The sequence below is a fragment of the Micromonospora sp. NPDC004540 genome (assembly GCF_040610095.1).
Taxonomy (GTDB): Bacteria; Actinomycetota; Actinomycetes; order Mycobacteriales; family Micromonosporaceae; genus Micromonospora.
In genome coordinates, this window is record NZ_JBEXLR010000001.1 from 96,876 (window position 1) to 120,711 (window position 23,836).

Annotated in this window: 26 protein-coding genes, 3 tRNA genes and 1 riboswitch; of the genes, 6 read left to right on the top strand and 23 right to left on the bottom strand. The window is 75.1% G+C overall.

Features of this window, described 5'->3' with window-relative positions; translation table 11 throughout:
• Window positions 1-91 precede the first annotated feature (91 nt).
• The gene (locus ABZV78_RS00485) at window positions 92-1,165 is read left to right on the top strand and encodes a hypothetical protein (protein ID WP_355634618.1); all 1,074 of its coding nucleotides are present in this window, start codon (window positions 92-94) and stop codon (window positions 1,163-1,165) included.
• Window positions 1,166-1,309: 144 nt separating this feature from the next.
• Here ABZV78_RS00485 and ABZV78_RS00490 read toward each other — a convergent pair.
• From ABZV78_RS00490 to ABZV78_RS00525, 8 genes are all read right to left on the bottom strand, one after another.
• Window positions 1,310-1,383 (bottom strand) — tRNA-Phe (locus ABZV78_RS00490).
• A 75-nt stretch (window positions 1,384-1,458) separates the two neighbouring features.
• Window positions 1,459-1,532: transfer RNA gene (locus ABZV78_RS00495), tRNA-Asp, on the bottom strand.
• A gap of 33 nt (window positions 1,533-1,565) precedes the next feature.
• Window positions 1,566-1,638, bottom strand: a tRNA-Glu gene (locus ABZV78_RS00500).
• Window positions 1,639-1,793: 155 nt separating this feature from the next.
• Window positions 1,794-2,582, bottom strand: coding sequence for a polysaccharide deacetylase family protein (locus ABZV78_RS00505; protein WP_355634619.1), 789 nt, complete (start codon window positions 2,580-2,582; stop codon window positions 1,794-1,796).
• 75 nt (window positions 2,583-2,657) lie between these two features.
• Window positions 2,658-3,605 (bottom strand): MerR family transcriptional regulator, encoded by a 948-nt coding sequence (locus tag ABZV78_RS00510; RefSeq protein ID WP_355634620.1) that lies wholly within the window; start codon window positions 3,603-3,605, stop codon window positions 2,658-2,660.
• Entirely contained in the window at window positions 3,595-4,200 is a 606-nt protein-coding gene (gene idi / locus ABZV78_RS00515) for an isopentenyl-diphosphate Delta-isomerase (RefSeq protein WP_355634621.1), read from the bottom strand. Before idi ends, ABZV78_RS00510 begins: the two co-directional genes overlap by 11 nt.
• Window positions 4,197-5,678, bottom strand: coding sequence for a phytoene desaturase family protein (gene crtI / locus ABZV78_RS00520; RefSeq protein WP_355634622.1), 1,482 nt, complete (start codon window positions 5,676-5,678; stop codon window positions 4,197-4,199). The genes idi and crtI overlap by 4 nt, the downstream gene beginning before the upstream one ends.
• A 29-nt stretch (window positions 5,679-5,707) precedes the next feature.
• Window positions 5,708-6,865: a polyprenyl synthetase family protein gene (locus ABZV78_RS00525; protein ID WP_355634623.1), complete on the bottom strand. Its 1,158-nt coding sequence runs from the start codon at window positions 6,863-6,865 to the stop codon at window positions 5,708-5,710.
• 64 nt (window positions 6,866-6,929) lie between these two features.
• On the opposite strand from ABZV78_RS00525, the gene ABZV78_RS00530 reads away from it, so the two are divergent.
• Complete coding sequence (locus ABZV78_RS00530; RefSeq protein ID WP_355634624.1) at window positions 6,930-7,856, top strand: phytoene/squalene synthase family protein; 927 nt, start codon at window positions 6,930-6,932, stop codon at window positions 7,854-7,856.
• A 30-nt stretch (window positions 7,857-7,886) separates the two neighbouring features.
• Here the strand turns inward: ABZV78_RS00530 and ABZV78_RS00535 are convergent, their stop codons facing one another.
• On the bottom strand, window positions 7,887-8,987 hold the full coding sequence (locus tag ABZV78_RS00535) for a serine hydrolase domain-containing protein (protein ID WP_355634625.1): 1,101 nt from the start codon (window positions 8,985-8,987) through the stop codon (window positions 7,887-7,889).
• Window positions 8,988-9,079: 92 nt separating this feature from the next.
• Here ABZV78_RS00535 and ABZV78_RS00540 point away from each other — a divergent pair, with 92 nt between their 5' ends.
• Window positions 9,080-10,564, top strand: a complete 1,485-nt coding sequence (locus tag ABZV78_RS00540) for an NAD(P)/FAD-dependent oxidoreductase (RefSeq protein ID WP_355634626.1) — start codon at window positions 9,080-9,082, stop codon at window positions 10,562-10,564.
• Between the two features lie 4 nt (window positions 10,565-10,568).
• Here the strand turns inward: ABZV78_RS00540 and ABZV78_RS00545 are convergent, their stop codons facing one another.
• Both ABZV78_RS00545 and ABZV78_RS00550 read right to left on the bottom strand, forming a co-directional pair.
• Entirely contained in the window at window positions 10,569-11,333 is a 765-nt protein-coding gene (locus ABZV78_RS00545; RefSeq protein WP_355634627.1) for a crotonase/enoyl-CoA hydratase family protein, read from the bottom strand.
• A gap of 48 nt (window positions 11,334-11,381) precedes the next feature.
• Window positions 11,382-12,221, bottom strand: coding sequence for an NAD(P)H-binding protein (locus ABZV78_RS00550; protein ID WP_355634628.1), 840 nt, complete (start codon window positions 12,219-12,221; stop codon window positions 11,382-11,384).
• Window positions 12,222-12,315: 94 nt separating this feature from the next.
• Between ABZV78_RS00550 and soxR the strand changes: the two genes are divergently transcribed.
• From soxR to ABZV78_RS00565, 3 genes are all read left to right on the top strand, one after another.
• Window positions 12,316-12,684 carry a redox-sensitive transcriptional activator SoxR gene (soxR, locus tag ABZV78_RS00555; protein WP_355634629.1) on the top strand — a complete coding sequence of 123 codons (369 nt, stop codon included), beginning with the start codon at window positions 12,316-12,318 and terminating at the stop codon, window positions 12,682-12,684.
• A gap of 53 nt (window positions 12,685-12,737) precedes the next feature.
• A riboswitch (cobalamin riboswitch) is annotated at window positions 12,738-12,937 on the top strand.
• 34 nt (window positions 12,938-12,971) lie between these two features.
• On the top strand, window positions 12,972-13,613 hold the full coding sequence (gene bluB / locus ABZV78_RS00560; protein ID WP_355634630.1) for a 5,6-dimethylbenzimidazole synthase: 642 nt from the start codon (window positions 12,972-12,974) through the stop codon (window positions 13,611-13,613).
• 51 nt (window positions 13,614-13,664) lie between these two features.
• Entirely contained in the window at window positions 13,665-14,516 is an 852-nt protein-coding gene (locus tag ABZV78_RS00565; RefSeq protein ID WP_355634631.1) for a Rieske 2Fe-2S domain-containing protein, read from the top strand.
• Window positions 14,517-14,579: 63 nt separating this feature from the next.
• On the opposite strand, the gene ABZV78_RS00570 is transcribed toward ABZV78_RS00565, so the two are convergent.
• The 12 genes from ABZV78_RS00570 to ABZV78_RS00625 all read right to left on the bottom strand — a co-directional run bounded on the left by ABZV78_RS00570 (window position 14,580) and on the right by ABZV78_RS00625 (window position 23,620).
• A complete protein-coding gene (locus ABZV78_RS00570; RefSeq protein WP_355634632.1) occupies window positions 14,580-15,629 on the bottom strand; it encodes a LysM domain-containing protein in 1,050 nt (349 codons plus the stop codon).
• A 15-nt stretch (window positions 15,630-15,644) separates the two neighbouring features.
• Window positions 15,645-16,019, bottom strand: coding sequence for a hypothetical protein (locus ABZV78_RS00575; protein WP_355634684.1), 375 nt, complete (start codon window positions 16,017-16,019; stop codon window positions 15,645-15,647).
• A 53-nt stretch (window positions 16,020-16,072) separates the two neighbouring features.
• Window positions 16,073-16,534: a TadE/TadG family type IV pilus assembly protein gene (locus ABZV78_RS00580; RefSeq protein WP_355634633.1), complete on the bottom strand. Its 462-nt coding sequence runs from the start codon at window positions 16,532-16,534 to the stop codon at window positions 16,073-16,075.
• Window positions 16,535-16,539: 5 nt separating this feature from the next.
• Complete coding sequence (locus tag ABZV78_RS00585) at window positions 16,540-17,028, bottom strand: TadE family protein (protein ID WP_355634634.1); 489 nt, start codon at window positions 17,026-17,028, stop codon at window positions 16,540-16,542.
• Window positions 17,028-17,237 carry a hypothetical protein gene (locus ABZV78_RS00590; RefSeq protein WP_355634635.1) on the bottom strand — a complete coding sequence of 70 codons (210 nt, stop codon included), beginning with the start codon at window positions 17,235-17,237 and terminating at the stop codon, window positions 17,028-17,030. The genes ABZV78_RS00585 and ABZV78_RS00590 overlap by 1 nt, the downstream gene beginning before the upstream one ends.
• A 24-nt stretch (window positions 17,238-17,261) precedes the next feature.
• Window positions 17,262-18,122, bottom strand: coding sequence for a type II secretion system F family protein (locus ABZV78_RS00595; RefSeq protein WP_355634685.1), 861 nt, complete (start codon window positions 18,120-18,122; stop codon window positions 17,262-17,264).
• A 55-nt stretch (window positions 18,123-18,177) separates the two neighbouring features.
• Entirely contained in the window at window positions 18,178-19,077 is a 900-nt protein-coding gene (locus ABZV78_RS00600; RefSeq protein WP_355634636.1) for a type II secretion system F family protein, read from the bottom strand.
• Between the two features lie 4 nt (window positions 19,078-19,081).
• Complete coding sequence (locus ABZV78_RS00605) at window positions 19,082-20,611, bottom strand: ATPase, T2SS/T4P/T4SS family (protein WP_355634637.1); 1,530 nt, start codon at window positions 20,609-20,611, stop codon at window positions 19,082-19,084.
• Window positions 20,601-21,434, bottom strand: a complete 834-nt coding sequence (locus ABZV78_RS00610; RefSeq protein WP_355634638.1) for a ParA family protein — start codon at window positions 21,432-21,434, stop codon at window positions 20,601-20,603. The genes ABZV78_RS00605 and ABZV78_RS00610 overlap by 11 nt, the downstream gene beginning before the upstream one ends.
• A complete protein-coding gene (locus tag ABZV78_RS00615; protein WP_355634639.1) occupies window positions 21,434-22,096 on the bottom strand; it encodes an SAF domain-containing protein in 663 nt (220 codons plus the stop codon). The genes ABZV78_RS00610 and ABZV78_RS00615 overlap by 1 nt, the downstream gene beginning before the upstream one ends.
• Window positions 22,097-22,115: 19 nt before the next feature.
• On the bottom strand, window positions 22,116-22,979 hold the full coding sequence (locus ABZV78_RS00620; protein WP_355634686.1) for a hypothetical protein: 864 nt from the start codon (window positions 22,977-22,979) through the stop codon (window positions 22,116-22,118).
• Between the two features lie 74 nt (window positions 22,980-23,053).
• Window positions 23,054-23,620: a hypothetical protein gene (locus ABZV78_RS00625; protein ID WP_355634640.1), complete on the bottom strand. Its 567-nt coding sequence runs from the start codon at window positions 23,618-23,620 to the stop codon at window positions 23,054-23,056.
• Between the last annotated feature and the right edge of the window lie 216 nt (window positions 23,621-23,836).

Genomic DNA, 23,836 nt, shown 5'->3' on the forward strand with positions numbered 1-23,836 from the left:
ACGTCCCGGACCACCAGGGATGCCGGGCCGGAAACCGGGTAACCGCGGCTGATCCGGCCCAGGCGGGCGGGGCTAGCGGGGAGCGGAGAGCATGAGCGAGAGCGCGGGGAGCAGGCGGGACCCGGCGAGCGAACGGCTCGCCCAGCGGGGCGCCGGGGAGTCGGAACCGGACGTCCTGCTCGATGTCCCGGAGGTGACGGTCGACCAGATCCGGCTGTCCGTCGAGGGGCTCGACGCCGACCTGTCGCTGCGCGCCCGGCTGGCCAACCTGCTCCAGCTCGACGCCGGGGTCCGGGTGCACCTGGAGGGCGTGGAGCTGGACGTCACCGGCGTCAGCGCCGAGGCGCTGCTCAAGGTACGCCTGGAGAAGCTGGCGCAGATCCTGGACCGCGCACTGACCACCCTCGACCGGAACCCGCACCTGATCGAGGCGCTGGCCCGCTCGATCGGCGGCGACATCGACGACGTGAATCGGGCGGCGCAGCGGCTCGCCGGCGAGCCCGTCGTGGGCGCGAGCGGGCAGCGGATCGGGACGGTCGGCGCGGTGGCCGACCGGGCACTGCGGGAGGGCGTCGGCCAGCCCACCCCGCCCACCCCGGGGGCACCCACCGGGGCGCGTGCCCCCGAGCCGCCGACCGGGGACCAGGGACAGGCAAAGCCACCTTCGGGCGCCGGGGGCGCCGGCCCGTCCACGGGCGGTGGTGGCCGGCAGCCGTCCGGTCGTGAGGGGGGCGGTGCCGAGACCGCCGGCGCCCGCCGGGAGGGCGGCCCGTCGACCGGTCAGGGCGGCGGCCCGTCCCGCGAGGGTTGGCAGCCCGGTCGCGAAGGTGGCCTATCCTCCGAGGGTGGGCAGCCTCGCCGCGAAGGTGGCCCGGCTGGCGAGGGTCGGCGGCCCGGCGGTGAGGGTGGCCCGTCGCGCGAGGGTGCCGGCGGGCCGTCGACCGGCCGGGCGACCACCGGACCCGGAAAGCCTGGCCCGGGGAAGACCGCGGAGCCGGGGAAACCGCCCGCGGGCGGGAAGCCGGAGGGGGAGGAGAAGGGTGCGGGTGGCCCGCCCGGGCCGGTCCAGCTCGCCGGCCAGGCCGGGGAGACCCTGTTGCAGGCCGGCCGGAGCGTCTGGGAGGCGATCCAGAGCGGCATGGGCCAGCACCGCCCGAAGCGGTAGCGCAGACCAACCCCGACCCGCGCCCCTGACCCCCTGGCGCTGTTGGGGCAGTCAGCCGACGCGGCGTGCGCAACTGCGCAAACAGCAAGATCCCCACCGACGTTTCCGCTGGTGGGGATCTCTGTAGCCCGGCGAAAGGCTATGTGGCCAGGGGCGGGGTCGAACCGCCGACCTTCCGATTTTCAGTCGGACGCTCGTACCAACTGAGCTACCTGGCCGTGCCGCTCGGCTCATGCTACCGCATGGGCCGATACGCAGAACGCCGCGCGTGAAGGGCGCGGCGTCAGCGCTTGCGGTCCTGACGGGACTTGAACCCGCGACCTCCGCCTTGACAGGGCGGCGAGCACTCCAACTGCTCCACAGGACCTGGCTGGTGTTGCATCCGGCCTGAGCCGGACCGTGCCCCCAACGGGATTCGAACCCGTGCTACCGCCTTGAAAGGGCGGCGTCCTGGGCCGCTAGACGATGAGGGCGGCCCCGCCATCATTGCACACTCGCAACATCAAGCGGACTTGCTCCCATCCGGCCCCGCCGGAGGCATGAGAAGCATATGCCATGCCTCCTCGGTCGGCCAAACCGGTATGGCCACGGGCACAACGGCGGGAGAAACCGCAGGTCAGGGGCGGTTTCACCGGAGCCGGGAGATCCCGTACCGCCGCTTGAGGTCGGGGATCAGGTGCCGGCAGGCGGCCATCGTCTGGGTGCGGTCACCGCCCGCGTCGTGCATCAGCACGATCGAGCCGTGGTGGGTCGCCGCCGTGACCCGCTTGATGATCGTCTTCGCCGGCGGGTGGTCCCAGTCCTGCGGGTCGACACTCCAGTGCAGGGGGCGCATGCCGAGCTGGCGGGCCACGGTCACCTCCTCGGCCGTCCACCGGCCGCCGGGCTGGCGGAACCACGTGATCGGCGCGCGCGGCGCGGCCGCGTGGATGGCCTGGTTGGTCCGGACCAGGTCGGCCCGGATCTCGGCGAGCGGCCGCCGGCCGAGGTTGATGTCGTGCCGCCAGCTGTGGTTGCAGAGCTGGTGACCCTCGCGGACGATCCGGGCCACCAGCTGCGGGTAGCGCCGGGCCTGCTTCCCGACCAGGCAGAAGGTCGCCGTGACGTGGGCCGCCCGGAGCTGGTCGAGGATCTGCGGGGTGTACCGGGGGTCCGGCCCGTCGTCGAAGGTGAGCGCCACGCCCCGGTCGCCGCTGGCGCGGTGCAGCCCGGCGGGCAGGGTCTTCGGCAGCGGGCGCAGCTTCGGCTTCGGCGGGGTGGTGCGGCTCGGGCTGGGCCGGGGGGTGGGCTTCGGCGTCGGGACGGCCGAAGCTGACGGCGGGGCGCCGGCCTGGGCCGGGGTCTTGCCGGGCTCGCCGCAGCCGGTGAGGAGGAGCACCAGGCCGAGGGCGAACGCCAGCACGGCGCGTGGACGCATCGTCGCTCCCGAGGGGGGGTCGGGTCGGGCGGACTTCCGACCGTAGTGGACGTCGCGCCGAATCGGGAGGGGCCCTCACCCGGCGGTCGACTGGTCCAGGGAGTCCCGTACGGCCACCGCCAGCGAGACCGCCTCGGCCAGGTTCACCGGCCGGACCACCCCGGCGGGGAGCGTGTCGGCCCGCCAGCCCGGCCCGGCGGCGATCACCAGCAGCGGGCGACGCGGGGCGGCCAGCACCGCGGTGAGCTGGTCCGGATCGGCCGTGAACCGCGTGTGCGACCAGAGCACCACGGCCGCCGGGCCGGTCCGGTCGACCGCCTCGACGAGGGCGGGCACCGGCACCCGGGCACCCAGCATCCGGTAGCCCACACCGACCTCGGCCAGGGCGGCGCCCAGCGCCTCCAGCGGCAGCGTGTGTTGTTCCTCATCGGCGCAGGAGAGCAGGATCCGGGCCGGTCCGGCGGTGGGATGCGCCCGGGCGACGGAGGCGAACGCCTCGGAGACGCACCGGGACATGAGGTGCTCCACCTCGATCAGCCCGGCGGTGGCGGCGTGCCGTTCGCCGATGCCGGCGAGCACCGGCCGGAGCAGCCCGTCCCAGGTCCGCACCACACCGTCGGCGTCGAGGGCGCGCGCGATGGTCTCGCCGATCGCCACCGAGTCCAGCCGCATGGCGGCCCGGGCCACGCCGCGGGCCACCGGCCCGGCCCGGCCGACCGGGATGGTCGTCCCGCCGCCGTCCCGGACCGCGGTGGCCCGCCCTCTCGTCCTGAGCTGCTCGGGCGGGAGGACGGCCGGCGCCTGCCGGGCCCAGCGAGCGGCCTCGGCGGGGGCGACCCCCTCCCCGGTGAGCCGCCGCATGATCTCCAGGCGCGCGAGGTCGGCGGGCGTGTAGCGCCGGTGGTGCCCCGGGACGTGCTCGCTGGGACCGAGGCCGTAGCGCTGGTGCCAGGTGCGCAGCGTGGTGACCGCGACCCCCAGCCGGCGGGCGACGGCCCCGGCGCTCAGCGCCTCATCCGCCACCCGACCGCTCCGGTGCCTCGTCGGCCGGCGCTACCGCCCGGGCCGCGTCGGGGGCGGGACGGGCCGGCCGCAGCAGCCGGTTCACCACCCCGCCGAGCCAGGGCGCGTACGTGCGGGGGTCGACGTCCAGGTCGCGCTCCAGCTCGCGCGGGTCGACCCAGCGCAGCGTGGCGACCTCGTCCGGGTCGGGCCGGATGGGCAGGTCGGCCGGTACGTCCGCGCGCAGCACGTGGTCGTACTCGAACTCGACCCGACCGGTGGCCGGGTCCTCGGCGTAGTAGACGTACACCCCGACCTCGGTGAGGTCGACCGGTTCGACGCCGAGTTCCTCGGCGAGCCGGCGGTTGGCGGCCTCGACCAGCGACTGGCCGGGCAGTGGGTGGCCGCAGCAGGCGTTGGCCCAGCGCAGCGGGAACCGGGTCTTCACGGCGGCCCGCTGCTGGAGCAGGATCCGCCCCTGCGGGTCGACGAGCAGCACCGAGAAGGCCCGGTGCAGCCGGCCGGGTGGCTGGTGGGCGGCGGCCACGGTGGTTTCGCCGAGCACGCGCCCGCCGTCGTCCACCAGCTCGACCAGGTGCTTCTCCCGGGCCGTCACGACAGCGTCCCGGTGATCCGCGAGGCGGCGAGCTTGCCGCTGATCAGGACCATGGGCACGCCCACCCCGGGCTGGGTGCCGGAGCCGACGAAGACCACGTTGCCCAGCGTCCGGTGCAGGTTCGGCGGGCGGAACGGACCGGTCTGGAAGAGGCTGTGCGCGGCGGCGAACGGGGTGCCGGCGGCCATGCCCTGCGCCGCCCAGTCGGCCGGCGTCACCGTGCGCAGCACCTCGATGCCGTCGGCGAAGCCGACGTAACCCCGCTCCTCCAGGGTCGCCACGAGCTGGTCGGTGTAGCGGCCGGTCAGGTCGCCGGGCCAGTCGAGGGGTGCCCGGTCGAGGTTGGGCACCGGGGCGAGCACGTAGTAGGTGTGCCGGCCGGCCGGGGCCACCGAGGGGTCGGTCCGGCTCGGGTTCGTCACCAGCAGCGAAGGGTCGGTCATCAGCTCGCCCCGCCGGATCACCTCGTCGAACGTGCCTTTCCAGGACCGTCCGAAGTGGATGTTGTGATGGGCGATCCGGCGGTAGCCCTGTGTCGAACCGACGTGCAGCACCACGCAGGAGGGCGAGTAGGTGAGCCTGCGCTGCCGACTTGCCGGCAGCAGGTCCCGGTAGGCGACCGGCAGGTCGGGGTTGAGCACCACGACGTCCGCCGGGACGAACTCGCCGTCGGCGGTGACCACGCCGGTGGCCCGGCCGTGCGCGGTCTCCACCCGGGTCACCGTGGTGCCGTACCGGATCTGCACGCCGTGCTTCTCCGCCGCGCCGGCCATCCCGCGGGAGACCGCGTGGATGCCGCCGCGCGGGAAGCACACCCCGGTCACCGAGTCGAGGTACGCGATGACCGCGTAGATGGCCAGCGCGTCGTGCGGGGCGAGGCCGGCGTACATGGCCTGGAAGGAGAAGATCCGCTGGGTACGCGGGTCCCGGAAGAACTGGTTGATCTTCGTCTGGAGTCGTCGGAACGCGCCGTTGGCGAGCAGCCTGAGCAGGTTGCCGGTGAGCAGGTCGGTCGGCGCGTCCAGGTTGCGCTCGATGAAGTCCGCCCGCTCCCAGCGCCACAGGTCCCGCGCGTAGTCGACGAAGCGCAGGTAGCCGTCCGCCTCGCGGGGCCCGCAGACCCGGGCGATCTCGGCGGCCATCCGGGTGGTATCGGTGATGACGTCCAGCGTCGACCCGTCCGGATACCAGGCCCGGTAGGCCGGGTCGAGCGGGGTCAGGTCGAGCCAGTCGGTCAGTTCCTCGCCGACCGCGCCGAGCGCCTCGGCGATGAGGTCGGGCATGGTGAGCACGGTCGGTCCGGTGTCGAACTCGTACCCGTCGACGCCGAGCCGGCCGGCGCGCCCGCCCGGCACCGGCTCGCGCTCCAGCACGGTCACCTGCCGGCCGCTGCCGGCCAGGTGCAGCGCGCAGGCCAGCCCGCCCAGCCCGGCGCCCACGACCACCACCCGGTCGGTACGCCCGCTCACGGTGCGCATTCCGGCCCCCTTACTCGCGAAGTTGCCCATCATGCTCGCCGCATGGTGGCGGCGGTGGCGAGGCCCGTCAGCGCGGTGCGCGCGGTGCCGTCGATCGGCGCGGTGTCGAGCGCCGCCCGCGCCTCGGTCACCCGGTCGGCGATCATCCGTTCGACCCGGGCCACCGCCCCGGTGTCCCGGACCAGGTCGGCGAGCCGGGCCACCTCGCCCGCCCCGGTGACCGCGCCGGCGCGCTCCAGGGCGCGGCGCTGGGCCGGGGCGCCGAGTTGCCGGGCCAGCGTCAGCAGCACGGTCGGCTTGCCGGTCCGCAGGTCGTCACCGGCCGGCTTGCCGGTGGTGGCCGGGTCGCCGTAGACCCCGATCAGGTCGTCGCGGAGCTGGAACGCCTCGCCGACGGCCAGCCCGTAGCGGGTGTACGCGGCGATCAGCGGGGCGTCCGCCTCGGCCCCGGCCAGGGCGGCGCCGAAGAGCAGCGGTCGCTGGACGGTGTAGCTGGCCGTCTTGTAGCGGGCCACCCGCAGCGCCCGGTCCACCGACCAGTTCGCGGCGTCGTGCTCTCCGAGCACGTCGAGGAACTGCCCGGCGACGGTCTCCACCCGCATCTGGTCGTAGCAGCGGCGCACGTCGAGCAGCCGGGCCGGCGGCACGGTGGCGCGGGCCATCAGCCGGTCGGCCCAGACCAGGCAGAGATCGCCGATGAGCACGGCGACCGCCTCGCCGTACCGGTCGGGGTCGCCGGTGTACCCGGCCGCCCGGTGCCGCGCGGCGGCGGCCCGGTGCGCGGTGGGCCGGCCGCGCCGGGTGTCGGAGGCGTCCATCACGTCGTCGTGCACCAGCGCGAAGGTGTGCAACAGTTCCAGCGCGGCGAGCGCCGGCAGCACCGACGGCAGCGGCGCGTCGCCGCCGGCCACCCCGCGCCAGCCCCAGTACGCGAAGGTCGACCGGACCCGCTTGCCGGCGGCCAGCACATAGTCGCGGGCCGTCGCGGCGAACCCGCCCATCGCCGAGTCGACCTCGGTGAGCGCGTCGACCTCGGCGGCCAGGAACGCCGCCAGGGTCTCGTCGACCCCCGTCACCAGGTCGGTCGTGAACGCGGCCAGCACGCCGTGGACCGGGTCGTCCGTCGCCCCGGGCTGCGCCGGCGGGACGAACCGGAGCGGGCTGCCGGCAACCGCGTCGTTGGCCATGCGGGCGAGCGTACCCTAAGGTTACGAGTTGCGTCGATTGATGCGTCGAATCTGAGGAGGGCCGGTGGACACGGGACTTGCCGCTGCCTACGAGCGCTGCCGCGAGCTGCACCGGCGTCACGGCCGTACCTACTATCTCGCCACCCGGTTGCTGCCCGCCTGGAAACGACGGCACGTGCACGCCCTGTACGGCTTCACCCGCTACGCCGACGAGATCGTCGACCGCACCGAGGAACTGTCGCCGGCCGAGCGGGCCGCCCGGCTGGAGGAGTGGTCCGCCCGCTTCGTCGCCGGCCTGCACGGCGCAACTGTCGACGACCCGCTGCTCCCCGCCGTGCTGCACACCATCGCCGTCTTCGACCTGGACCGCGGCGACTTCGCGTCGTTTCTGTGCAGCATGGCGATGGACCTGACCGTCAGCTCGTACCCGACCTACGACGACCTGCTCGACTACATGGAGGGCTCGGCCGCGGTCATCGGCACCATGATGCTGCCGATCCTGGGCAGCTCCGACCCGGCCGCCGCCCGGGAGCCGGCCCGCCAGCTCGGCTTCGCCTTCCAGCTCACCAACTTCATCCGGGACGTGGCCGAGGACCTGGACCGGGGGCGGACCTACCTGCCCGACGAGGACCTGGCCACCTTCGGCGTCACCCGGGAGGACCTGCTCGCCGCCCGGGCCGCCGGCCGCGCCACCCCGCGGCTCCGCGAGCTGATCGAGTACGAGGTGACCCGTGCACAGGCCCACTACGCGGCCGCCGCGCCGGGCATCCCGCTGCTCGCCCCCGCCTCGCAGGCCTGCATGCGCACCGCGTTCGCGCTCTACGGCGGGATCCTCGACGAGGTGGCGGCCCAGGGCTTCGACGTCTTCACCCGGCGGGCCTGCGTACCCCGGCGGCGGCGGATGGCGGTGGCCACGCAGGCGCTGCTCACCCCGGCCGGCGCGCCGGTGCGGATCCCGGGCCCGGCCGTCCGCCCGGCCCTGGTGGCGTGAGCGAACGCACGGTGATCGGTCTGCCTCCCGTCAGAGGCAGGAGTGCAGCGCCTCCACCAGCTCCTCCACCCGGTCGTGGTCGGCCAGCCGGGCCGTCGCGTAGGCGAAGGCGTAGCCGCGCTCCGGGTCGGCCCAGGCGCTGCTGCCGCCGATCCCGCCCATGCCCCAGCTCCCGTCCGGCTCCCACTGCATGCCCAACGTCCAGCACGCCCGCCGGTCCAGCACCAGGTCCGGCCCGTCGTACTGCGCCCGGGTCGCCTCGGCGACCAGCTCGGGGCTGAACCGGCGTACCCAGTCGAGGGTGCCGCCGGCGAGCAGGCCCGCGTAGAGGCGGGCCAGGGCGGACGCGGTGGCGTGCAGGTTCACCGCCGGGAACTCGGCGCCGCGCCATAGCGGGCTGTTCACCACCGCCGGGTCCAGCCCGCCGGAAGGGTTCCCCACCGCCCGGGCGCGCAGCGACCCCGGCTCGCCCAGCATCCGGACCGCCCAGTCCGGGTCGGCGTACGACACGTCGGCGCAGCGCCGCTGGTCCGCCGCGTCCAGCCCGAAGGCCAGGTCGAGGCGCCACGGCCCGGCGATCTCCTCGGCCAGGAACCGCCCCACCGGCCGCCCGTCCACCCGGCGGACCAGCTCGCCGACCAGGTGCCCGTACGTCCAGGCGTGCTCGCCCGCGACGCTGCCCGGCACCCACTCCGGCTCGGCGGCGGCCAGGTCGGCGCAGAGCAGCCCCCAGTCGGGGATCGCGGCGGCGGGCCGGGGCACCGGGAATGCCGGCAGCCCGGCGGTGTGGTCGAGCACCTGCCGCACGGTGGCCGGGGCGCGGAACTCCGGCCAGTACGCCGACACCGGCGCGTCGAGGTCGACGCGGCCCCGGTCGACCAGCAGCAGGAGACAGAGCGCGGCCACCGGCTTGCCCACCGAGTAGACGTTGACCAGCGTGTCCGCCCGCCACGGCGGCTCCGCCCCGACGGCCGGCACGGTCGCGCTGGGCGGGACGGCCGCGCGGGTGCCGCCGACCAGATCGACCACCGGCGCGCCGTCGTACCAGCCGGCCAGCGCCGCGCCGGTCTCCCGGCCGGTGGTGAAGAGGTCGTGGAAGCAGTCCCGGACCGGGGCGAAGCGTGCCTGCATCCGGCCACGGTAGGCGGTCGGGACGATTACGGGCGCGCGAATTCCGGCCCGACGCGGTGGCCGACGACCCGGCGGTGCGGAATGCTGGCGGGATGGCGGAGCCGGAACTGGTGGACGTGGTCGTGGTCGGGCTCGGGGTCGGCGGCGAGGAGGTGGCCGGGCGGCTCGCCGAGGCCGGCCTCACCGTGGTCGGGATCGAGCGGGACCTGGTCGGCGGAGAGTGTCCCTACTGGGGCTGCATCCCGAGCAAGATGATGATCCGGGCGGCCAACGCCCTCGCCGAGGCGCACCGGGTCAACGAGCTCGCCGGGCGCGCCGAGGTGCGCCCCGACTGGGCGCCGGTCGCCCGGCGGATCCGCGAGGAGGCCACCGACACCTGGGACGACAAGGTCGCGGTCGACCGGTTCACCGGCAAGGGCGGCCGGTTCGTCCGGGGCAGCGGCCGGCTCGACGGCCCGAACCGGGTCCGCGTCGGCGACCAGGTGTTCGAGGCCCGGTACGGGGTCGTCCTCGGCACCGGCACCCGCCCCTCGGTCCCGCCGATCGACGGGCTGGCCGACACTCCGTACTGGACCAACCACCAGGCCATCGAGGTCGAGGAGCTGCCCGGGTCGCTGCTGGTGCTGGGTGGCGGCGCGATCGGGCTGGAGCTGGCCCAGGTCTTCGCCCGGTTCGGCGTCCGGGTGACCGTGGTCGAGGCGGCCGACCGGGTGCTCGCCCTCGAGGAGCCCGAGGCGTCCGAGATCGCCGCCGAGGCACTGCGGGCCGACGGGGTCGAGATCCACAACGGGGTCAGGGCCGGGCGGGTCAGCCACGACGGCAGTGCCTTCACCGTCCACGCCGACGGCGTCGCGTTCAGCGGCGAGAAGCTGCTCGTGGTGACCGGCCGCAAGGCGCACCTGGCGGAGCTGGGCCTGGACTCGGTCGGCATCGACTGCACGCAGCGCTACCTGCCGGTCAACGAGCGAATGCACGCCGCCGACGGGATCTGGGCGGTCGGCGACCTCACCGGCGAGGGCGCGTTCACCCACATCGCCATGTACCAGGCTGGCATCGTCGTCGCCGACGTGCTCGACCACATGCGGCATATGAAGGGCGGGCCGGACGCCAGCGGCACCGCCAGCGTGGTCGGCGGCGCGGCCGGCGTGGTCAGCGCGGTCGGCGGGGCCATGAGCTCGGGCGGGTCGACCGTGGCGCCGGGCAGCGTGCCGGTCGCCGACTACCGGGCGCTGCCCCGGGTCACCTTCACCGACCCCGAGGTGGGCGCGGTCGGCCTCACCGAGCGGCAGGCCCGCGATCGCGGCATCAACGTCCAGGTCGGCTACACCGACCTGACCTCGTCCGCCCGCGGGTGGATCCACAAGGCGGGCAACGCGGGGTTCATCAAGCTGGTCGCCGACGCCGACCAGGGCGTGCTGATCGGCGCCACCTCGGTCGGCCCGGCCGGCGGCGAGGTGCTCTCCGCGCTGGTCGTGGCGGTGCACGCGGCCGTGCCCGTCAGCCAGCTCCGGCACATGATCTACGCGTACCCGACCTTCCACCGTGCCATCGAGGACGCCCTGCGCAACCTGAAGTAGCCCGTCAGTCGGCCGGCGCGCCGTGCCGGCCGGCGCCGGCCGTGAACCGGGCCGCGCCCTTCCCGGCGTCGGTGACCAGGGACTCCATCCCGAAGGCGAGCTCGCTGGCCAGCGCCTCCGGCTCGGGCAGGCCGGCGCCCGCCAGCACCGCGGCCCGGTCGTTGCGCAGGCAGGTCTGCGGGTGCCGGGCGATCTCGGCGGCCAGCCGCTCGGCCTCCGCCCGGGCCGCACCCGGCGCGACCAGCCGGTTCACCAGACCCATCGCGTACGCCTCGTCGGCGGGGACCGGGCGGCCGGTGAGGATCAGGTCCATGGCCCGGCTCTCGCCGATCAGCCGGGGCAGCCGCACCGTCCCGCCGTCGATCAGCGGCACGCCCCAGCGCCGGCAGAACACCCCCAGCGTCGCGTCGGACTCGGCGACCCGCAGGTCGCACCAGAGCGCCAGCTCCAGGCCGCCGGCCACGGCGTACCCGGAGATCGCGGCCAGCACCGGCTTGGACAGGCGCATCCGGGTCGGGCCCATCGGGCCGTCGCCCTCCGGCTCGACGCGGTTGCCGCGCGGGGTCCCGATGGCCTTGAGGTCGGCGCCGGCGCAGAACGTGCCGCCCGCGCCCCAGAGCACGGCGACCGCCGCGTCCGGGTCGGCCTCGAAGGCGCGGAACGCGTCGGCCAGAGCCCGGGCGGTCGGGCCGTCGACGGCGTTGCGGGCCTCCGGCCGGTCCAGGATCACCGTGGTCACCGGACCGGCGTGCTCGACGCGTACCCCCATCGGCTCAGCATGCCCTCGACGGCGCCCGCCGCGCCACACCTCCCGCCCTCAGGCGAAGTCGGCCGCGTGGTCGGCGGCCCAGCGGGCGAACGTCCGAGCGGGCCGGCCCAGTACCGCCGCCACGTCTCCGGTCACCTGCTCCGGAGTCTTCGCCATGGCGGCCCAGCCGGTCAGCGCCGCATCCGCGAACGCGGCGCTGCCCATCGCCTCGGCCAGCATGGGGCGTACGTGCTCGGCGGGCACATCCTGCCAGCGCAGGTCGCGGCCGATCGCCGCACCGATGATCCGCACCTGCTCGGCCTGCGTGACCGTCTGCGGGCCGCTGAGCACGTAGGTCCGCTGGTCGTGCCGGTCGGTGGTCAGCGCCTCGACCGCCACGGCCGCGATGTCGTCCTCGTGGACCATCGAACGGGCCGCCGTGCCGTACGGCCAGCGCACCACGCCCTCGGCGCGGATCGACTCGGCCCAGGCCAGCGTGTTCGTGGCGATTCCGGTGGGACGCAGCATCGTCCAGGGGAGGCCGGACGCGACGACGGCGCGTTCCACCACGGCCCAGAACGAGCCCGGGTCGGCCGCGGCGGAGGCGGCGGACACGTACACGACCCGGGGCGACCCGGCGCCGGCGAGCACGGCGGCGACGCGCGGAGCGAGCTGCGCCGTCGTGGTCGGATCGACGAATGGCCAGATCAGGAACACGGCCCGGACACCGTCCAGGTGCGGGCGCATCGTCTCCGGGTCGGCCAGGTCGGCGGCCACCGCCTCCACACCCGCCGGCAGACTCGCGCGGCTCGGGTCGCGGGTCACGGCGCGTACGCCGTGACCCGCGGCAACCAGTCGCTCGACCACGCGCCGCCCGACGTTGCCCGTCGCGCCTGTCACCAGGATCATCGTCTCCTCCAGGGAATCTTCGTGGACTCGATGGAGCCGACCGTAGAACCTCAACAATTGTTGAGGTCAACTCCCGGTGGGCATACTCGGGGGCGTGAAGCACGACACGTCCTTCGACTGGCACGAGCCGGGTCTGACGATCGGTCAGGTCGCGCAGCGCAGCGGCGTCTCCGCGTCGGCGATCCGGTTCTACGAGGCGCAGGGTCTCCTCAGCAGCGACCGCACGGCCGGTAATCAGCGCCGCTACCACGGCGACGTGATGTGCCGCCTGGCGATGATCGAGGCGTGCCAGCGGGTCGGCCTCACCCTGGCCGAGGTGGGCCGGGCACTCGCGGCGCTGCCGCCGGGGCAGGCGCCGACCACTCAGGACTGGAACGTGCTCGCCGAGCGGCTGCGCGCCGAGGCCGAGTCCCGCATCGACCGGCTCAACCAGGTGCTGCGCGAGCTCGCCCCACCCGCCTGACCTCGGCCCCGCGCCGCCCTCACCCGGACGGTTCGACCCCGATAGCATCGGCGGCGGCAACGATCATGTGAGGTGCCCCGCGTGCGCGGGGAGAATCGGGAAGCCGGTGCGAATCCGGCACGGGCCCGCCGCGGTGACCGGGGAGTCCCCGTCCACGCGCGTCACGCGCAGCCACTGGCCGTACGGCCGGGAAGGCGGACGGTCAGGCGTCGATCCGGGAGTCCGAAGACCGGCCTCGCGTTCAGTCGCCCACGGCAGCGTGGGCCGAATGCAGCGGGAGCCTGCCTGTGGACCTGTATGACGTCATCCACCGCCGCCGCGACGTACGCGCCGAGTTCACCGGGGAGCCGGTGCCGGACGACGCCCTGGAGCGGATCCTCACCGCCGCGCACGCCGCGCCGAGCGTCGGCAACTCGCAGCCCTGGGACTTCGTCCTGGTCCGCGACCCGGAGACCCGGCGCCGGTTCCACGCGCACGTCCAGGTCGAGCGGGACACCTTCGCCGCCACGCTGGACGGCGCGGCGGCCGAGCGGTTCGCCCGCATCAAGATCGACGGAGTGCTGGAGTCGACGCTGTCGGTCGTGGTCACGTACGACCCGGAGCGGGGTGGGCCGGCGGTGCTCGGCCGGCACGCCATCGCCGATGCCGGCCTCTACTCCGTGTGCCTGGCCATCCAGAACCTCTGGCTGGCCGCCACGGCCGAGGGGCTCGGCGTCGGCTGGGTCTCCTTCTACCGGGAGCCGTTCCTGGCCGACCTGCTCGGCATCCCGCCCGGCATCCGCCCGGTGGCCTGGCTCTGCCTCGGCCCGGTCAGCCACCTCCAGACCGTCCCCGACCTGGTCCGGCACGGCTGGCGTACGCCCCGACCCCTGGCCGCCGCCGTGCACACCGACCACTGGCGGGCGGACGGGAGCCACCCGATGGGGTGATCCGTCGTCGCCGCCCGGTTTGGGACCCATCCCGCCGGGAAGTCGGACAACGTGCGCGAACTATTGACAAAGATCGAACAGAATGCACGGCTCGACCGGATCGGTGACCGGTTGCAGCGAGTGGTCCAGGGCGCCCTGCGCCCCCAGCGGGTCCGGGACTTCCTGCACGGCGTCTGGCTGGGCCATCCGCTGCACCCGGCGCTGGTGCAGGTGCCGGTCGGCGCGTGGATGTCGGCCGCCATCGTGGACCTGATGCCCGGCCAGCGCCGGGCGGCGACCGCGCTGGTCGGGATCGGTACGGCCAGCGCGCTGCCCGCGGCGGTGGCCGGGCTCAACGACTGGGCCGCCCTCTCCCGCGACCAGCGCCGGATCGGCCTCGTGCACGCCGCCGCGAACACCATCGGCGTCACCCTCTACGCCAGCTCGCTGGCGGCCCGGCTGAACGGGCGGCACAACATGGGCCGGGCGCTGGCCTACCTGGGGCTGTCGGCGGCGAGCGCCGGGGCGTACCTGGGTGGGCACCTCGCGTACAAGCAGGGTGCGCAGGTCAGTCAGAGCATCTCCGAGCTGCACCTGGTCAGCGAGGGCTGGCACCCGCTCGGCGACATGTCGAGCCTGCCGCAGCGGCAGCTGCTCACCCGGGAGATCGACGACGTCTCGGTGATCCTCTACCGGCACGGCGACGACGTCACCGTGATGCTGGAGCGCTGCCCGCACCAGAGCGGCCCGCTCGGCGAGGGCGACGTGCAGGAGATCGATGGCCACGCCTGCGTGGTCTGCCCCTGGCACGGCAGCACCTTCCGCCTCAACGGCGGCGAGGTCGTCCACGGACCGTCCGGCAACGACCAGGTGATCCTCCCCACCCGCGTGGTCAACGGCCGCCTGGAGGCCCGCCTCCCCTGACTGGGCTGGATCTTGGACGGAATCGGCCCCTCCGGGGGCCGTTTCCCTCCAAGATCGCCCGCGTCAGTCCCGGCGGTGGCGGCCCGTCACGAGGGCCCGGACGCCGGGCCGGGATGCCGGGCGGCGGCGCAGGCCGAGGACCGCGCCGATCTGGGCGCCCACGATGCTCGCCACCGCCAGCACCGCCGAGATGGCCAGCGGGCGGTTGATCCCGTCCTCGGGGGTGGCCCGGGAGGCACCCGTCGACATCGCCGGCTGCTGCCCCGCCGGCGCCTCCACCGTGGGCGTGGTGTCCCGTCCGGTCGGGTGCGGGGAGGGCTTGCCCTTCGGCGTCGCCGAGGACGCGCCGCCGCCCGGCGTCGCCGCCGGGTCGGGAGCCGGCCGGGACGGGCTGGCCGGGGTGACCACCAGGCGCCCGGTGGCGTGCCGGCGGGCGCCCGCGTCCACCGCACCCTCGGGCAGCCTGAGCAGCTGCCCCGGGCGGATCCGGTCCGGGTCGGCGAGCCGGTTCAACCGGGCCACCTCGCGGTAGCGGTCGAAGTCGTCCAGGTAGCGGTCGGCCACCTCGCCCAGGTAGTCGCCCTTCGCCACCCGGTACACCGCCGGGTTCGTGGTCACCGAGGCGGCCCGGACCGGCGGGGCGGCGACGGCGGGACCGGCCGGCGTTGTGACCACCGCCGGCGCGACGGCGACCGGGTGCGGCGCGGCCAGGGTGGCGGCGCTCGCCGCGGCCGGGCTGGCCGCCAGGATCAGCGCCACCGAGCCGACCAGCGCGGCCGCGGCCCGCTGCTGGCGGCCCATCCCGGGCAGCCGGGGCGCCGGCCGGCGCAGCGCCGCCGCGAGCAGTTCCACCAGTACGGAGAAGGCAAACGTGGCCCAGCCGAACCAGCCCACCACGGCCAGCGCCCGCAGGAAGAGCTGCCCGTCGTCGCGGCTGGTCAACGCCGTACCCACCTCGGCCAGGGTGGGCAGGTGGTCGGGGAGGGGGTTGCCGGCGAAGGCCAGGAGGGCGATCGGCCCACCGGCCAGCAGCGCGCAGAGCACGACGAGGGCGCCGAGCCCGGTGAGGACCTGGCCGGTCCGTCGGCCGGTCGAGCGTTGCGGTGCACCCATGGCTGCCTTCCCTTCCTACGGGGCACCGGTGAGCGCCCGCGCGGTGGCCTCACCGGTGACGGTGGCGGTGTGCTGGAAGCCGAAGAGACCGAGCAGGTCCCGGCGGTAGGTGATGCGGACGCGTACCTGGATCTGCCGCTCGCCGGCGACCACCGGGAAGCTGACGTCGTGGTCGCTGACCCCGCCGGCGGCGCTCAGGTAGTTCGCGACGGCCTTCCGGGCGGCCACCTCGTCGATCTGCTTCGGGCCGCCCTCGATGGCGCTGGCCCGGTCGATCATCTGGCCGCCGCTGCGGGCCGCCTCGGCAGCCAGGTTGTCCGCGCGCTGCAACGAGCGGAGCTGCCCGGCGCCGTCGTACGCCAGGCTGATGATCGCGAGCACGCCGGTCATCGCCACGGCCAGGAACAGGCTCACCCGGCCGCTCTCCGACGCGCGTCGCCCGGTCACCGGCGGCTCCGGTAGGTGTCCAGCGGTGAGGTGAAGCTTGCCGAGACCGTCTTGCCGCCCGGCACCCCGGGCAGCCCCGGCGCGCGCAGGTCGGCGAAGGAGACCGTGCAGGTCACCGTGACCGTGACCGTCGCCGCCACCCCGGGAGCACTGCGGTACGCGGCCGCGAAGCTGGTCCGGGCGTCCCCCACCGAGCCGCGGAAGGTCAACGCCGGCGGGGCGGTGCAGCGCAGCCCCGACCAGTCGAGCTGGCGCCGGGCCGCGTCGGTGGCGGCGGTCCGGCCGGTCCGCGCGTCCCGGGCGATCGAGGCGGCGCGGGCCGCGTCGTGCGCGGCCGACTCCACCGCCTCGTCGGCGACGGCCGTCCGGCCGGCCACCCCGGCCAGCACCATCAACCCGATGAAGGCGGGGGCGAGCACCGCCACCTCGATCGAGACGGAACCCCGGTCCCGCGCCATCCGCCTCACCCCGTCGTCCAGCGCTCGACCGGGCCGTGCGCGCTCTGCGAGACCGCGAAGTGCACGCCCGGGATCACCGACAGGGACCGTCCGCGGACCGTGCAGGTGACCTCGGTGGCGGTCGCCGTGCAGGTGGGGCCGGGATTCTGCCAGTCGACCAGCCAGTCCCCGGTGGCGCGCAGGAAGGTGGTGGCCCGGTCCCGGCCCGCGTCCGGCGGGGCCTGGAGCGCCCGCTGGGCGTTCACCCCGGTCTGCGCCGCGTTGAGGGCGGTGGACCGGGCGACGAACCAGGCGGCGAGCTGGATCGAGGCGAAGAGCAGCACCAGGATCGCCGGCATCACCACCGCGAGCTCGACGGGGTTGGCCCCCCGCTCGGGCCCGCCCGCAGCGAGCCGTCCCCGGAGGACGGTGGTGATCCGCCCCGGGCCGCACCGGCCGGTGGGCCGGCCGGCGGCCGCCGGCCGGCTCCGGTCCGTACGGGCGGGGCGGGGCATCACGGGGCCTTCGGCGCCGTGTTGTTCGGGATGGCGTTCATCCAGTCGTTGGCCTTGGCCAGGGCGAGCCCGGTGACCGCCATGGCCACCGCGACCAGGCCGAAGATGATCACCGCGGTCGGCACCGGGCTGTCGCCCCGCTCGGTGTCCCGCCGCAGCTCGGTCAGGCGGCTGCTCACCGCGGCGTACAGGTAGGTGTAGAGGTGCATGGTCGGTCTCCTTCTCGGGTGGGTTTACAGGCGGGCGAGGAACGGATAGACGGCGAAGCCGAGCAGGACGAAGACCAGCAGCGAGCCGGGGATGTCCAGCCGGCTGGTCACCCCCTCGGCCCGGGCCAGGTTGTCGGTGCGGATCTGGTCGCGCAGCGAGTCGGCGCGGCTGCGCAGGGTCTCGTGCACCTGGGCGCCCTCGCTGCCGGCGGAGCGCATGATGGCCCCCACGTCGCCCAGCTCCGGGATGCCGATCCGGTCGGCCAGCTCCTGGAGTTCGTCCCAGGGCGAGTGCATCTGGAGCTGGGCGATGCGCAGCGCCTCCCGGATCCGGTCGAAGACCCAGCCGTCGCAGACGGCCGCCGCGCGCTCCAGCGACTGCACCGGGCCGTGCGCCGCGGAGAGCTGCAACGCCACCAGGTCGAGGTAGGTGCAGACCGCCTGGCGGAACTCGTCCCGCGCGGCGTCCGCCTTCGTCAGCACCGCGCGGTGCGCCAGCAGGCCGGCGACCAGGGCCAGGCCCAGGCTCCCGAGCACCGGTACGACCAGCGGCAGCGCCACCCCGCCCAGGAAGAGCACGGCCGAGGCGCCCGCCGGGGTGGCGAACCCGACCAACGCGGAGAGCAGCACCGACAGGGCGTACTGCTCGGGGGTCCGGTCGAGCAGGGCGAGCTGCCGGTGCGGCGGGCGCAACCAGCGGGAGACGCCGCCGAGCCAGTCCGGCCCGCTCCCGGTCACCGGGGCCTGGCCGGGCGGCTGGTGCAGCCGGCGCAGCGCCGGGCCGAGCGCCGGGGTGGCCGGCAGCGCCTCGCGGACCACCAGGAACAGGCCCAGCCCGACGGCCGCCCCGCCCAGCACGGCGACGGCCAACTGCCAGTTCAGCATCATCGCGCCCGCCTTTCGTTCGCGACTGCGGGGCTCGCAAGCTCACTCCTCGCGCTCACGCGATCGCCTGCTCCGGGTCGGGCGCCGGCAGGAAGCGCGCCGGCCTCGGCGGCTGGCTCATCGACCGCACCCAGACCAGCAGCCCGACGAAGGCCGCCCCGAGCACCGCCATCACCAACTGCCCGAAGACCGTCCCGTACGGCCGGACGTAGTCGCTGTTGACCAGCCCGTACGCGAGCGTGGCCAGGGTCATCCCGGTGAGGAAGCGGACCGCGAACCGGGGCTGCGTCCGCTTCGCCTCGACCTCCCGCCGGGTGGCCACCTCGGCCGAGGCGGCGGTGGCGATCGAGCCGAGCACGTCGCCGAGGCGCTCGCCCCGATCGGTGAGGTGCAGGATCAGCGCAGCCACCACCTGGTCGCAGACCGGGTCGGCGATCTCGTCGGCGAAGGCGAGCAGGGCCGACCTCGCCAGCCAGCCGGCCTGGAGGCGGGCCGCCAGGGTGCGTACCTCGTCCTGGATCTCCTCCGGCGCGGTGGCGATGGTGCCGACGATGGCCTGCTGGAGGCCCTGCCCGGTGCCGGAGATGTCCTTGAGTCGCCGGGTCCACTCGCCGACGGCCTCGATCCGGGCGATGGCCCGCTGCTCGGCCCGGCCCACCGCGAAGAGCCACGGCACCCCGGGCACCGCCAGCGCCACCAGCAGGCCCACGACCGGCAGCCCGGTGAGCAGGAAGGCCAGCGCGCCGACCAGCACGGCCGCGCCGAGCAGCAACTGGTAGCGGTGCTGCTCCCGGCGGCTGGCCCCGGAGCCGGTCCAGAGCCGGCTCAGCCCCGGCCCGGCGCCCGGCGTCGACCCGGCCGGCCGGCGGGTGCCGACCAGCGCCACCACCGCCAGCACCAGCCCGGCCACACACGCCGCACCGGAGACCAGCGCGATCAGCTCGATCGTCGTCATGAGGTCACCGCCCGCCCAGCCGGGTGTGCCGGGGACGCCGCCAGGCGCCCGTGCCGGCCTCGATGAACCGGGTCAGCAGCCGGGCGTCGTAGCCGACCCGCAGCAGTTGGTCGCGGATCCGCTCGGGGAGGTGCCGGGGCACGGCCCGGCCGTCCGGCCCCGGGCCGAAGACGCTGGTGGTGGTGATCCGGTTGCCCTCGCCGACGCCGATGACCTCCTCGACGTGCGAGACGAAGCGGTGCTTGCGGCCGCCGATCGCGGTCTCGTCCTCGACCGTGACGTAGACGATCAGGTCCAGCGCGTTGCCGGCCATCCGGCGGGCCTGGTCGACTGTCATCTCCCGGCCGTGGGCGAGCGCCAGCTCGACGATGCGCTCGCCCACCCCGGCCGGGGTACGCGCGTGGATGGTGCACATCGAGCCGCGGCTGGTGGTCATCGCCTGGAGCATCGGCACGATTTCCCGGGACCGCACCTCGCCGACGATGATCCGCAGCACGCCCATCCGCAGCGACACCGGGATCAGGTCGGCGATGCTGACCTCACCGGCCGGCCGGCCGTCCAGCCCGCGCTCGCCGTGCCCCTCCCGGGACTCGAAGCTCATCACGGCCCGGTGCTTGTGCCCGCGGCGGGCCGGCAGCAGCTCCCGGCTCTCCTCCAGCAACACGTACGGCTCGTCGGCCGGGATCTCGTCCATGAGCGCGCGGATGACCGTGGTCTTCCCGGCGCCGGCCAGCCCGGCCACCATGACGTTCAGCCCGGCCCGCATGGCGGCGCGGAGGAAGTCGCGCAGCAGCGGATCGATCATCTCGTCCAGGTCGGGCCGGCCACCGGCGATGTCCTCCAGGCTCACCGCGAGCGTGTTGTGCTTGCGGATCACCGCGTACGGGCGGTGGCTGACCAGGAAGACCGCGGCGAGCCGGCTGCCGTCGGGCAGTTGCAGGTCGAGCGTCGGCTTCGAGGTGGAGAGCGATCGCTCGGTCGCCCCGGCCCGGCGGGCCGCCGCCTGGAGGATCTCCACCAGTTCGTCGTCGCTGTCGGCGATCGGTTCGGCCCAGTCGACGCCGCCGCCGTGCCGGGTGATGCGCACCTGGTCGCAGCCGAGGATGTGCACCTCCTCGATGGTGTCGTCGACCAGCAGCGTCTGGAGCCGGCCCAGGCCGACCAGCTCGGCGGTCACCTGGTCGAGCAGCAGCCGCTCCTCGGCGGCGGCCATCGGCGTGCCGGCCCGGCGCACCGAGTCCGCGTACGCGGAGACCACCGCGACGGCCAGCCGGGCCCGCTCGACCTCCTCCGCGTCCGCGTCGAACTCCCGGCCGCGCTGCCAGTGGGTGAGCCGTTCGCTGAGTTCCCGGCGCAGCTCGCGGACCACCGCGAAGTCGACCCGGGGGCGGGGCGGCGAGGGCGGCGGCGCGACCGGCACGGCCGGCGGCGGGGGCAGCTGGTGCCGCCCGTTCGGCGGGACCAGCGGCGGCACCGTGGAGGTGGCGCCGGGCTGTTGCCCGCGCGGGTCGTGGGAGACGGGCTCAAACCGCACCGGACACCCCCGGCGTGCTCGGCGCGGTCACCGCGCGCGGGGCCGGCGCTCCCGGCCAGGCCAGCCGGGCCCGCCGCCGGTCCAGCAGCGCCCGGACCGGCACCTCCAGGGCGCCGGCCGCGCGCATCAGCGGCCGGTTGGCGCGTACGGTGCCGCCGTGGCCGAGCACCGCGGCGGTACGCGGGTCGTGCGGCAGCCGGGCGATCACCGGCAGCCGCAGCGCCTTGCTGATCTCGCTGCCACCGTGCCCGTCCCCGACCACGAGCAGGCGCAGGGTGCCCGGGGGGATCCGGTGCTCGACGAAGTCCCGCTCGATGGCCTTGACCGTGGCGCGGGTGGCCGACAGGTCGGGCAGGTGCGCCCGGGTGACCAGCAGCACCACCGCGGCGGCCCGCAGCACCGGCCACGGTGGACCGGCGACCTGCAGCCGGCCACAGTCGACCAGCACGTCGTACGGCGGGACGCCCTGCTCCAGGCTGGTGAAGAAGTCGGCGAAGCGCTGCCAGAGCGGGGTGACGCTGCCCGCCTGGGCCGGGTCCACCACGCCGGGCAGCAGCAGCCGCTCCCGTTTCGGCGCGTCCAGGTCGACGAGCTGCGACCAGAAGGCGCTCTCCAGGTTGCCGTCCCGTAGCTCCCCGACGGCCAGCTCGCCGAGGCCGCGCGGGCCGTCGAGCGCCCCGCCCAGGTAGCCGGCGAGCACCGAGCCGCCCGCCGGGTCGCACTCGGCCAGCACCAGCCGCCGGTGCCAGCTCAGGGCGGCGGCCAGCGCGGCCGTGGTGACGCCCGGCGAGCCCTTCGCCGAGACCAGGGCGATGACCGCCATCAGGCCGCCTCGGTGAGCACGAGCGCGATCCGGTCGTCGGCGGCCAGCGCCACCACGGCCGGCACGTCCCGGACGGCCAGCGCCAGGTAGACCACCACGTCGTCGTTCTCCGGCGTGGCGGTGTCGATAACCGTGGCCTCGAACCGGGTGCCTCCGGCGCGCGCCGCGTCGGTGCTGCCGGCGCTGGTGTCCGGGGTGCTGACCAGCAGCACCCGGTCGCCGGGGTGCAGCTTGCGGGCGGGCACCTGGCTCGGCTCCAGCCCCAGCGCGAGCTGCTGCTGCCCGGGGCCGAGCAGCGGCGCCTCGGTGAGCTGGGCCGCGGTCAGCAGCGTGCCGGGGGTGAGGCGGACGGCGGCCCGCAGGCCCAGCACCTCCTTGATCCGGTCGGCCGGCACCGGCTGCAGTTCCCGACCGCCGGAGACCCGCACCGGGACCAGGTCGTCGGCGGTGAGCTGCCGGCCGACCTCGACCGGCCGGGCCACCGCGAGGTAGCTGCCGGTGGAGCGGACCGAGGTGACCGCGAAGGCCGCGCCGAGCCCGCCGAGAGCGATCAGCAGCACGGCCAGGCCGAGCAGGCCGGGGCGGATCCGCCGCTGCCGGACCACCTTGGGCGGCGCCACCGGCGCGTCCAACGGAGTCCCGTTCCGGGTCGCCACACTCATCGCGTCACGCTCCTCGCGCTCACCGCGTCACCACCTGAAGTTCGTTGATCTGCACTGGAACAGTCCCGCTGACCCGGCTCTGGGCGATCTCGCCGCGCTCGCCCCCGCCGAACCACTCGACGGTCCAGAACGTGGTGGCGCTGACCTGGTAGGTGCCGGCCCGGGCGTAGCCGCGGTCGTAGCCGCAGTCGGGGGAGGCCCGCCCGGCCCGGGGGCCGTTCGCGGTGTACGGGGTGCCCGGTCCGGTGCAGGCGACCTCGGTGCCGTCGCCCATGGTCCAGACGATCCGGGTCACCCGGGCGGTGATCCGGACGGTCAGCCCGCGGTCCGAGGCGGAGGCGCGCAGCGGTCCGAAGTAGGACGCCCCGCCGCTGGCCCACATCCAGACCGGCAGCCCGACCAGGCCGGGACCCCTGCTGCGCCGGGGCGCAACGGCGACCCGGGGCGGCAGCAGCGAGATCGAGGCCAGCGCGCGGCGGGCCAGCTCCTCGGGGTCGGGCGGCGCGCCGTAGCCGGGCGGCGGCCCGTCGCGCAGCACGACGGTCTGCGCGCCCAGGTCGCCGCCGTTGCAGGTCTGCACGTACCACTGCTTGCCCTCGGGGGCGGTGGGCTGGGGCTCGGCCAGCTTGTAGTAGCAGCCGTCGCCGTTGTTGAACCAGCCGAGCAGGTCGTCGTAGCAGGGGATGACCCGGCCGTTCCACTGGCACTTCGCGGCGCCGCCGCCGGCCCCGCCTCCACCGCCGGGATCGCCACCGCCGCCCGGCCCGCCCGGGGTGCCCGGCTCGTCGTCCCACACGTTGCAGTCGTTCTGCCCGGGCGGGCACTCGCCGCCGGGGTTGCCGGCGCGGGCCGGCGCGCCGGTCAGCGTCAGCAGCAGTGTCAGGCCGGCGGTGAGCAGCAGCCGGCGGGGCGTCCCGGCCCGGGTCGGGCGGGCCGGGACACCCCTTCCTCCCCAGGTCAACACGGTTGGTCCTGGTGTCCGGCGCCGGCGCTGATCAGCCACCGGCCGTCGGGGTAGCGGGTGGCGGTGGCGCTGGCGAGGTGGCGACCGCCGCGGGTGCCGGGGACGACCCGGTGGTCCTTGGCGTAGACGAGGCGGTAGCCGGTGGCGTCCAGGCAGTCCTGGATCTCCACGGTGGGCGGATCGGCGGTGAGGTCGACCGAGACCACGGTGGGATCGGAAACGAGTTTTCCGGTACGCATCGCGCCGTGCTCCTTCGCGTCACGAATTGCCATCCGCACCCGCGTCAGCAGCGGATCCGCCACGAATCGGGCCAGTGCGGGATGACCGGGATCGCTGCGCGCGCTGGCCGCCTGGGACGCGTCGAGATAGCCGGAATAGGCGGCGAGCGCGGCTTTTCCGGCTGATTCCTCCTCGACGGTGGAATGCGCGGCTGGTGCCGCGGCGCGCCCGGTCAGCGGGCGGGCCGCCCCCTCCGGCTCGGTGCCGCAGCCGGCCGCCGGGGCAAGCAGGGCAATGCTGAGCAGGCAGATCTCCCATCGGCGGGATTGCCGTGTGCGCAACGCCGGGTCCTCCTCGGTGGCGGCCCGAAGTGGTCGCGTCAACGCACTCCGGGCATGCGGAAGCGTGCCCGGATGTGTACGGCCGGGCCGCGACTGCTACCGCTACATTTACCTGGACTGATTTTTAACGAATTCGAAACCTGATGTCTCCTGTCGGCCTCCGACGCCAATTGATCGGGGGTTGCGTCGTACCCAAGGGGCGAGCATAGGCTGACG

Coding starts and splice junctions, on each gene's coding strand:
- ABZV78_RS00485 (WP_355634618.1), top strand. CDS start 92: ATGAGCGAGAGCGCGGGGAGCAGGCGGGACCCGGCGAGCGAACGGCTC.
- ABZV78_RS00505 (WP_355634619.1), bottom strand. CDS start 2,582: ATGCGTCCACGCGCCGTGCTGGCGTTCGCCCTCGGCCTGGTGCTCCTC.
- crtI (WP_355634622.1), bottom strand. CDS start 5,678: ATGCGCACCGTGAGCGGGCGTACCGACCGGGTGGTGGTCGTGGGCGCC.
- ABZV78_RS00525 (WP_355634623.1), bottom strand. CDS start 6,865: ATGGCCAACGACGCGGTTGCCGGCAGCCCGCTCCGGTTCGTCCCGCCG.
- ABZV78_RS00535 (WP_355634625.1), bottom strand. CDS start 8,987: ATGCAGGCACGCTTCGCCCCGGTCCGGGACTGCTTCCACGACCTCTTC.
- ABZV78_RS00540 (WP_355634626.1), top strand. CDS start 9,080: ATGGCGGAGCCGGAACTGGTGGACGTGGTCGTGGTCGGGCTCGGGGTC.
- ABZV78_RS00545 (WP_355634627.1), bottom strand. CDS start 11,333: ATGGGGGTACGCGTCGAGCACGCCGGTCCGGTGACCACGGTGATCCTG.
- ABZV78_RS00550 (WP_355634628.1), bottom strand. CDS start 12,221: ATGATCCTGGTGACAGGCGCGACGGGCAACGTCGGGCGGCGCGTGGTC.
- ABZV78_RS00570 (WP_355634632.1), bottom strand. CDS start 15,629: ATGGGTGCACCGCAACGCTCGACCGGCCGACGGACCGGCCAGGTCCTC.
- ABZV78_RS00575 (WP_355634684.1), bottom strand. CDS start 16,019: ATGACCGGCGTGCTCGCGATCATCAGCCTGGCGTACGACGGCGCCGGG.
- ABZV78_RS00580 (WP_355634633.1), bottom strand. CDS start 16,534: ATGGCGCGGGACCGGGGTTCCGTCTCGATCGAGGTGGCGGTGCTCGCC.
- ABZV78_RS00585 (WP_355634634.1), bottom strand. CDS start 17,028: ATGCCCCGCCCCGCCCGTACGGACCGGAGCCGGCCGGCGGCCGCCGGC.
- ABZV78_RS00590 (WP_355634635.1), bottom strand. CDS start 17,237: ATGCACCTCTACACCTACCTGTACGCCGCGGTGAGCAGCCGCCTGACC.
- ABZV78_RS00595 (WP_355634685.1), bottom strand. CDS start 18,122: ATGCTGAACTGGCAGTTGGCCGTCGCCGTGCTGGGCGGGGCGGCCGTC.
- ABZV78_RS00600 (WP_355634636.1), bottom strand. CDS start 19,077: ATGACGACGATCGAGCTGATCGCGCTGGTCTCCGGTGCGGCGTGTGTG.
- ABZV78_RS00610 (WP_355634638.1), bottom strand. CDS start 21,434: ATGGCGGTCATCGCCCTGGTCTCGGCGAAGGGCTCGCCGGGCGTCACC.
- ABZV78_RS00615 (WP_355634639.1), bottom strand. CDS start 22,096: ATGAGTGTGGCGACCCGGAACGGGACTCCGTTGGACGCGCCGGTGGCG.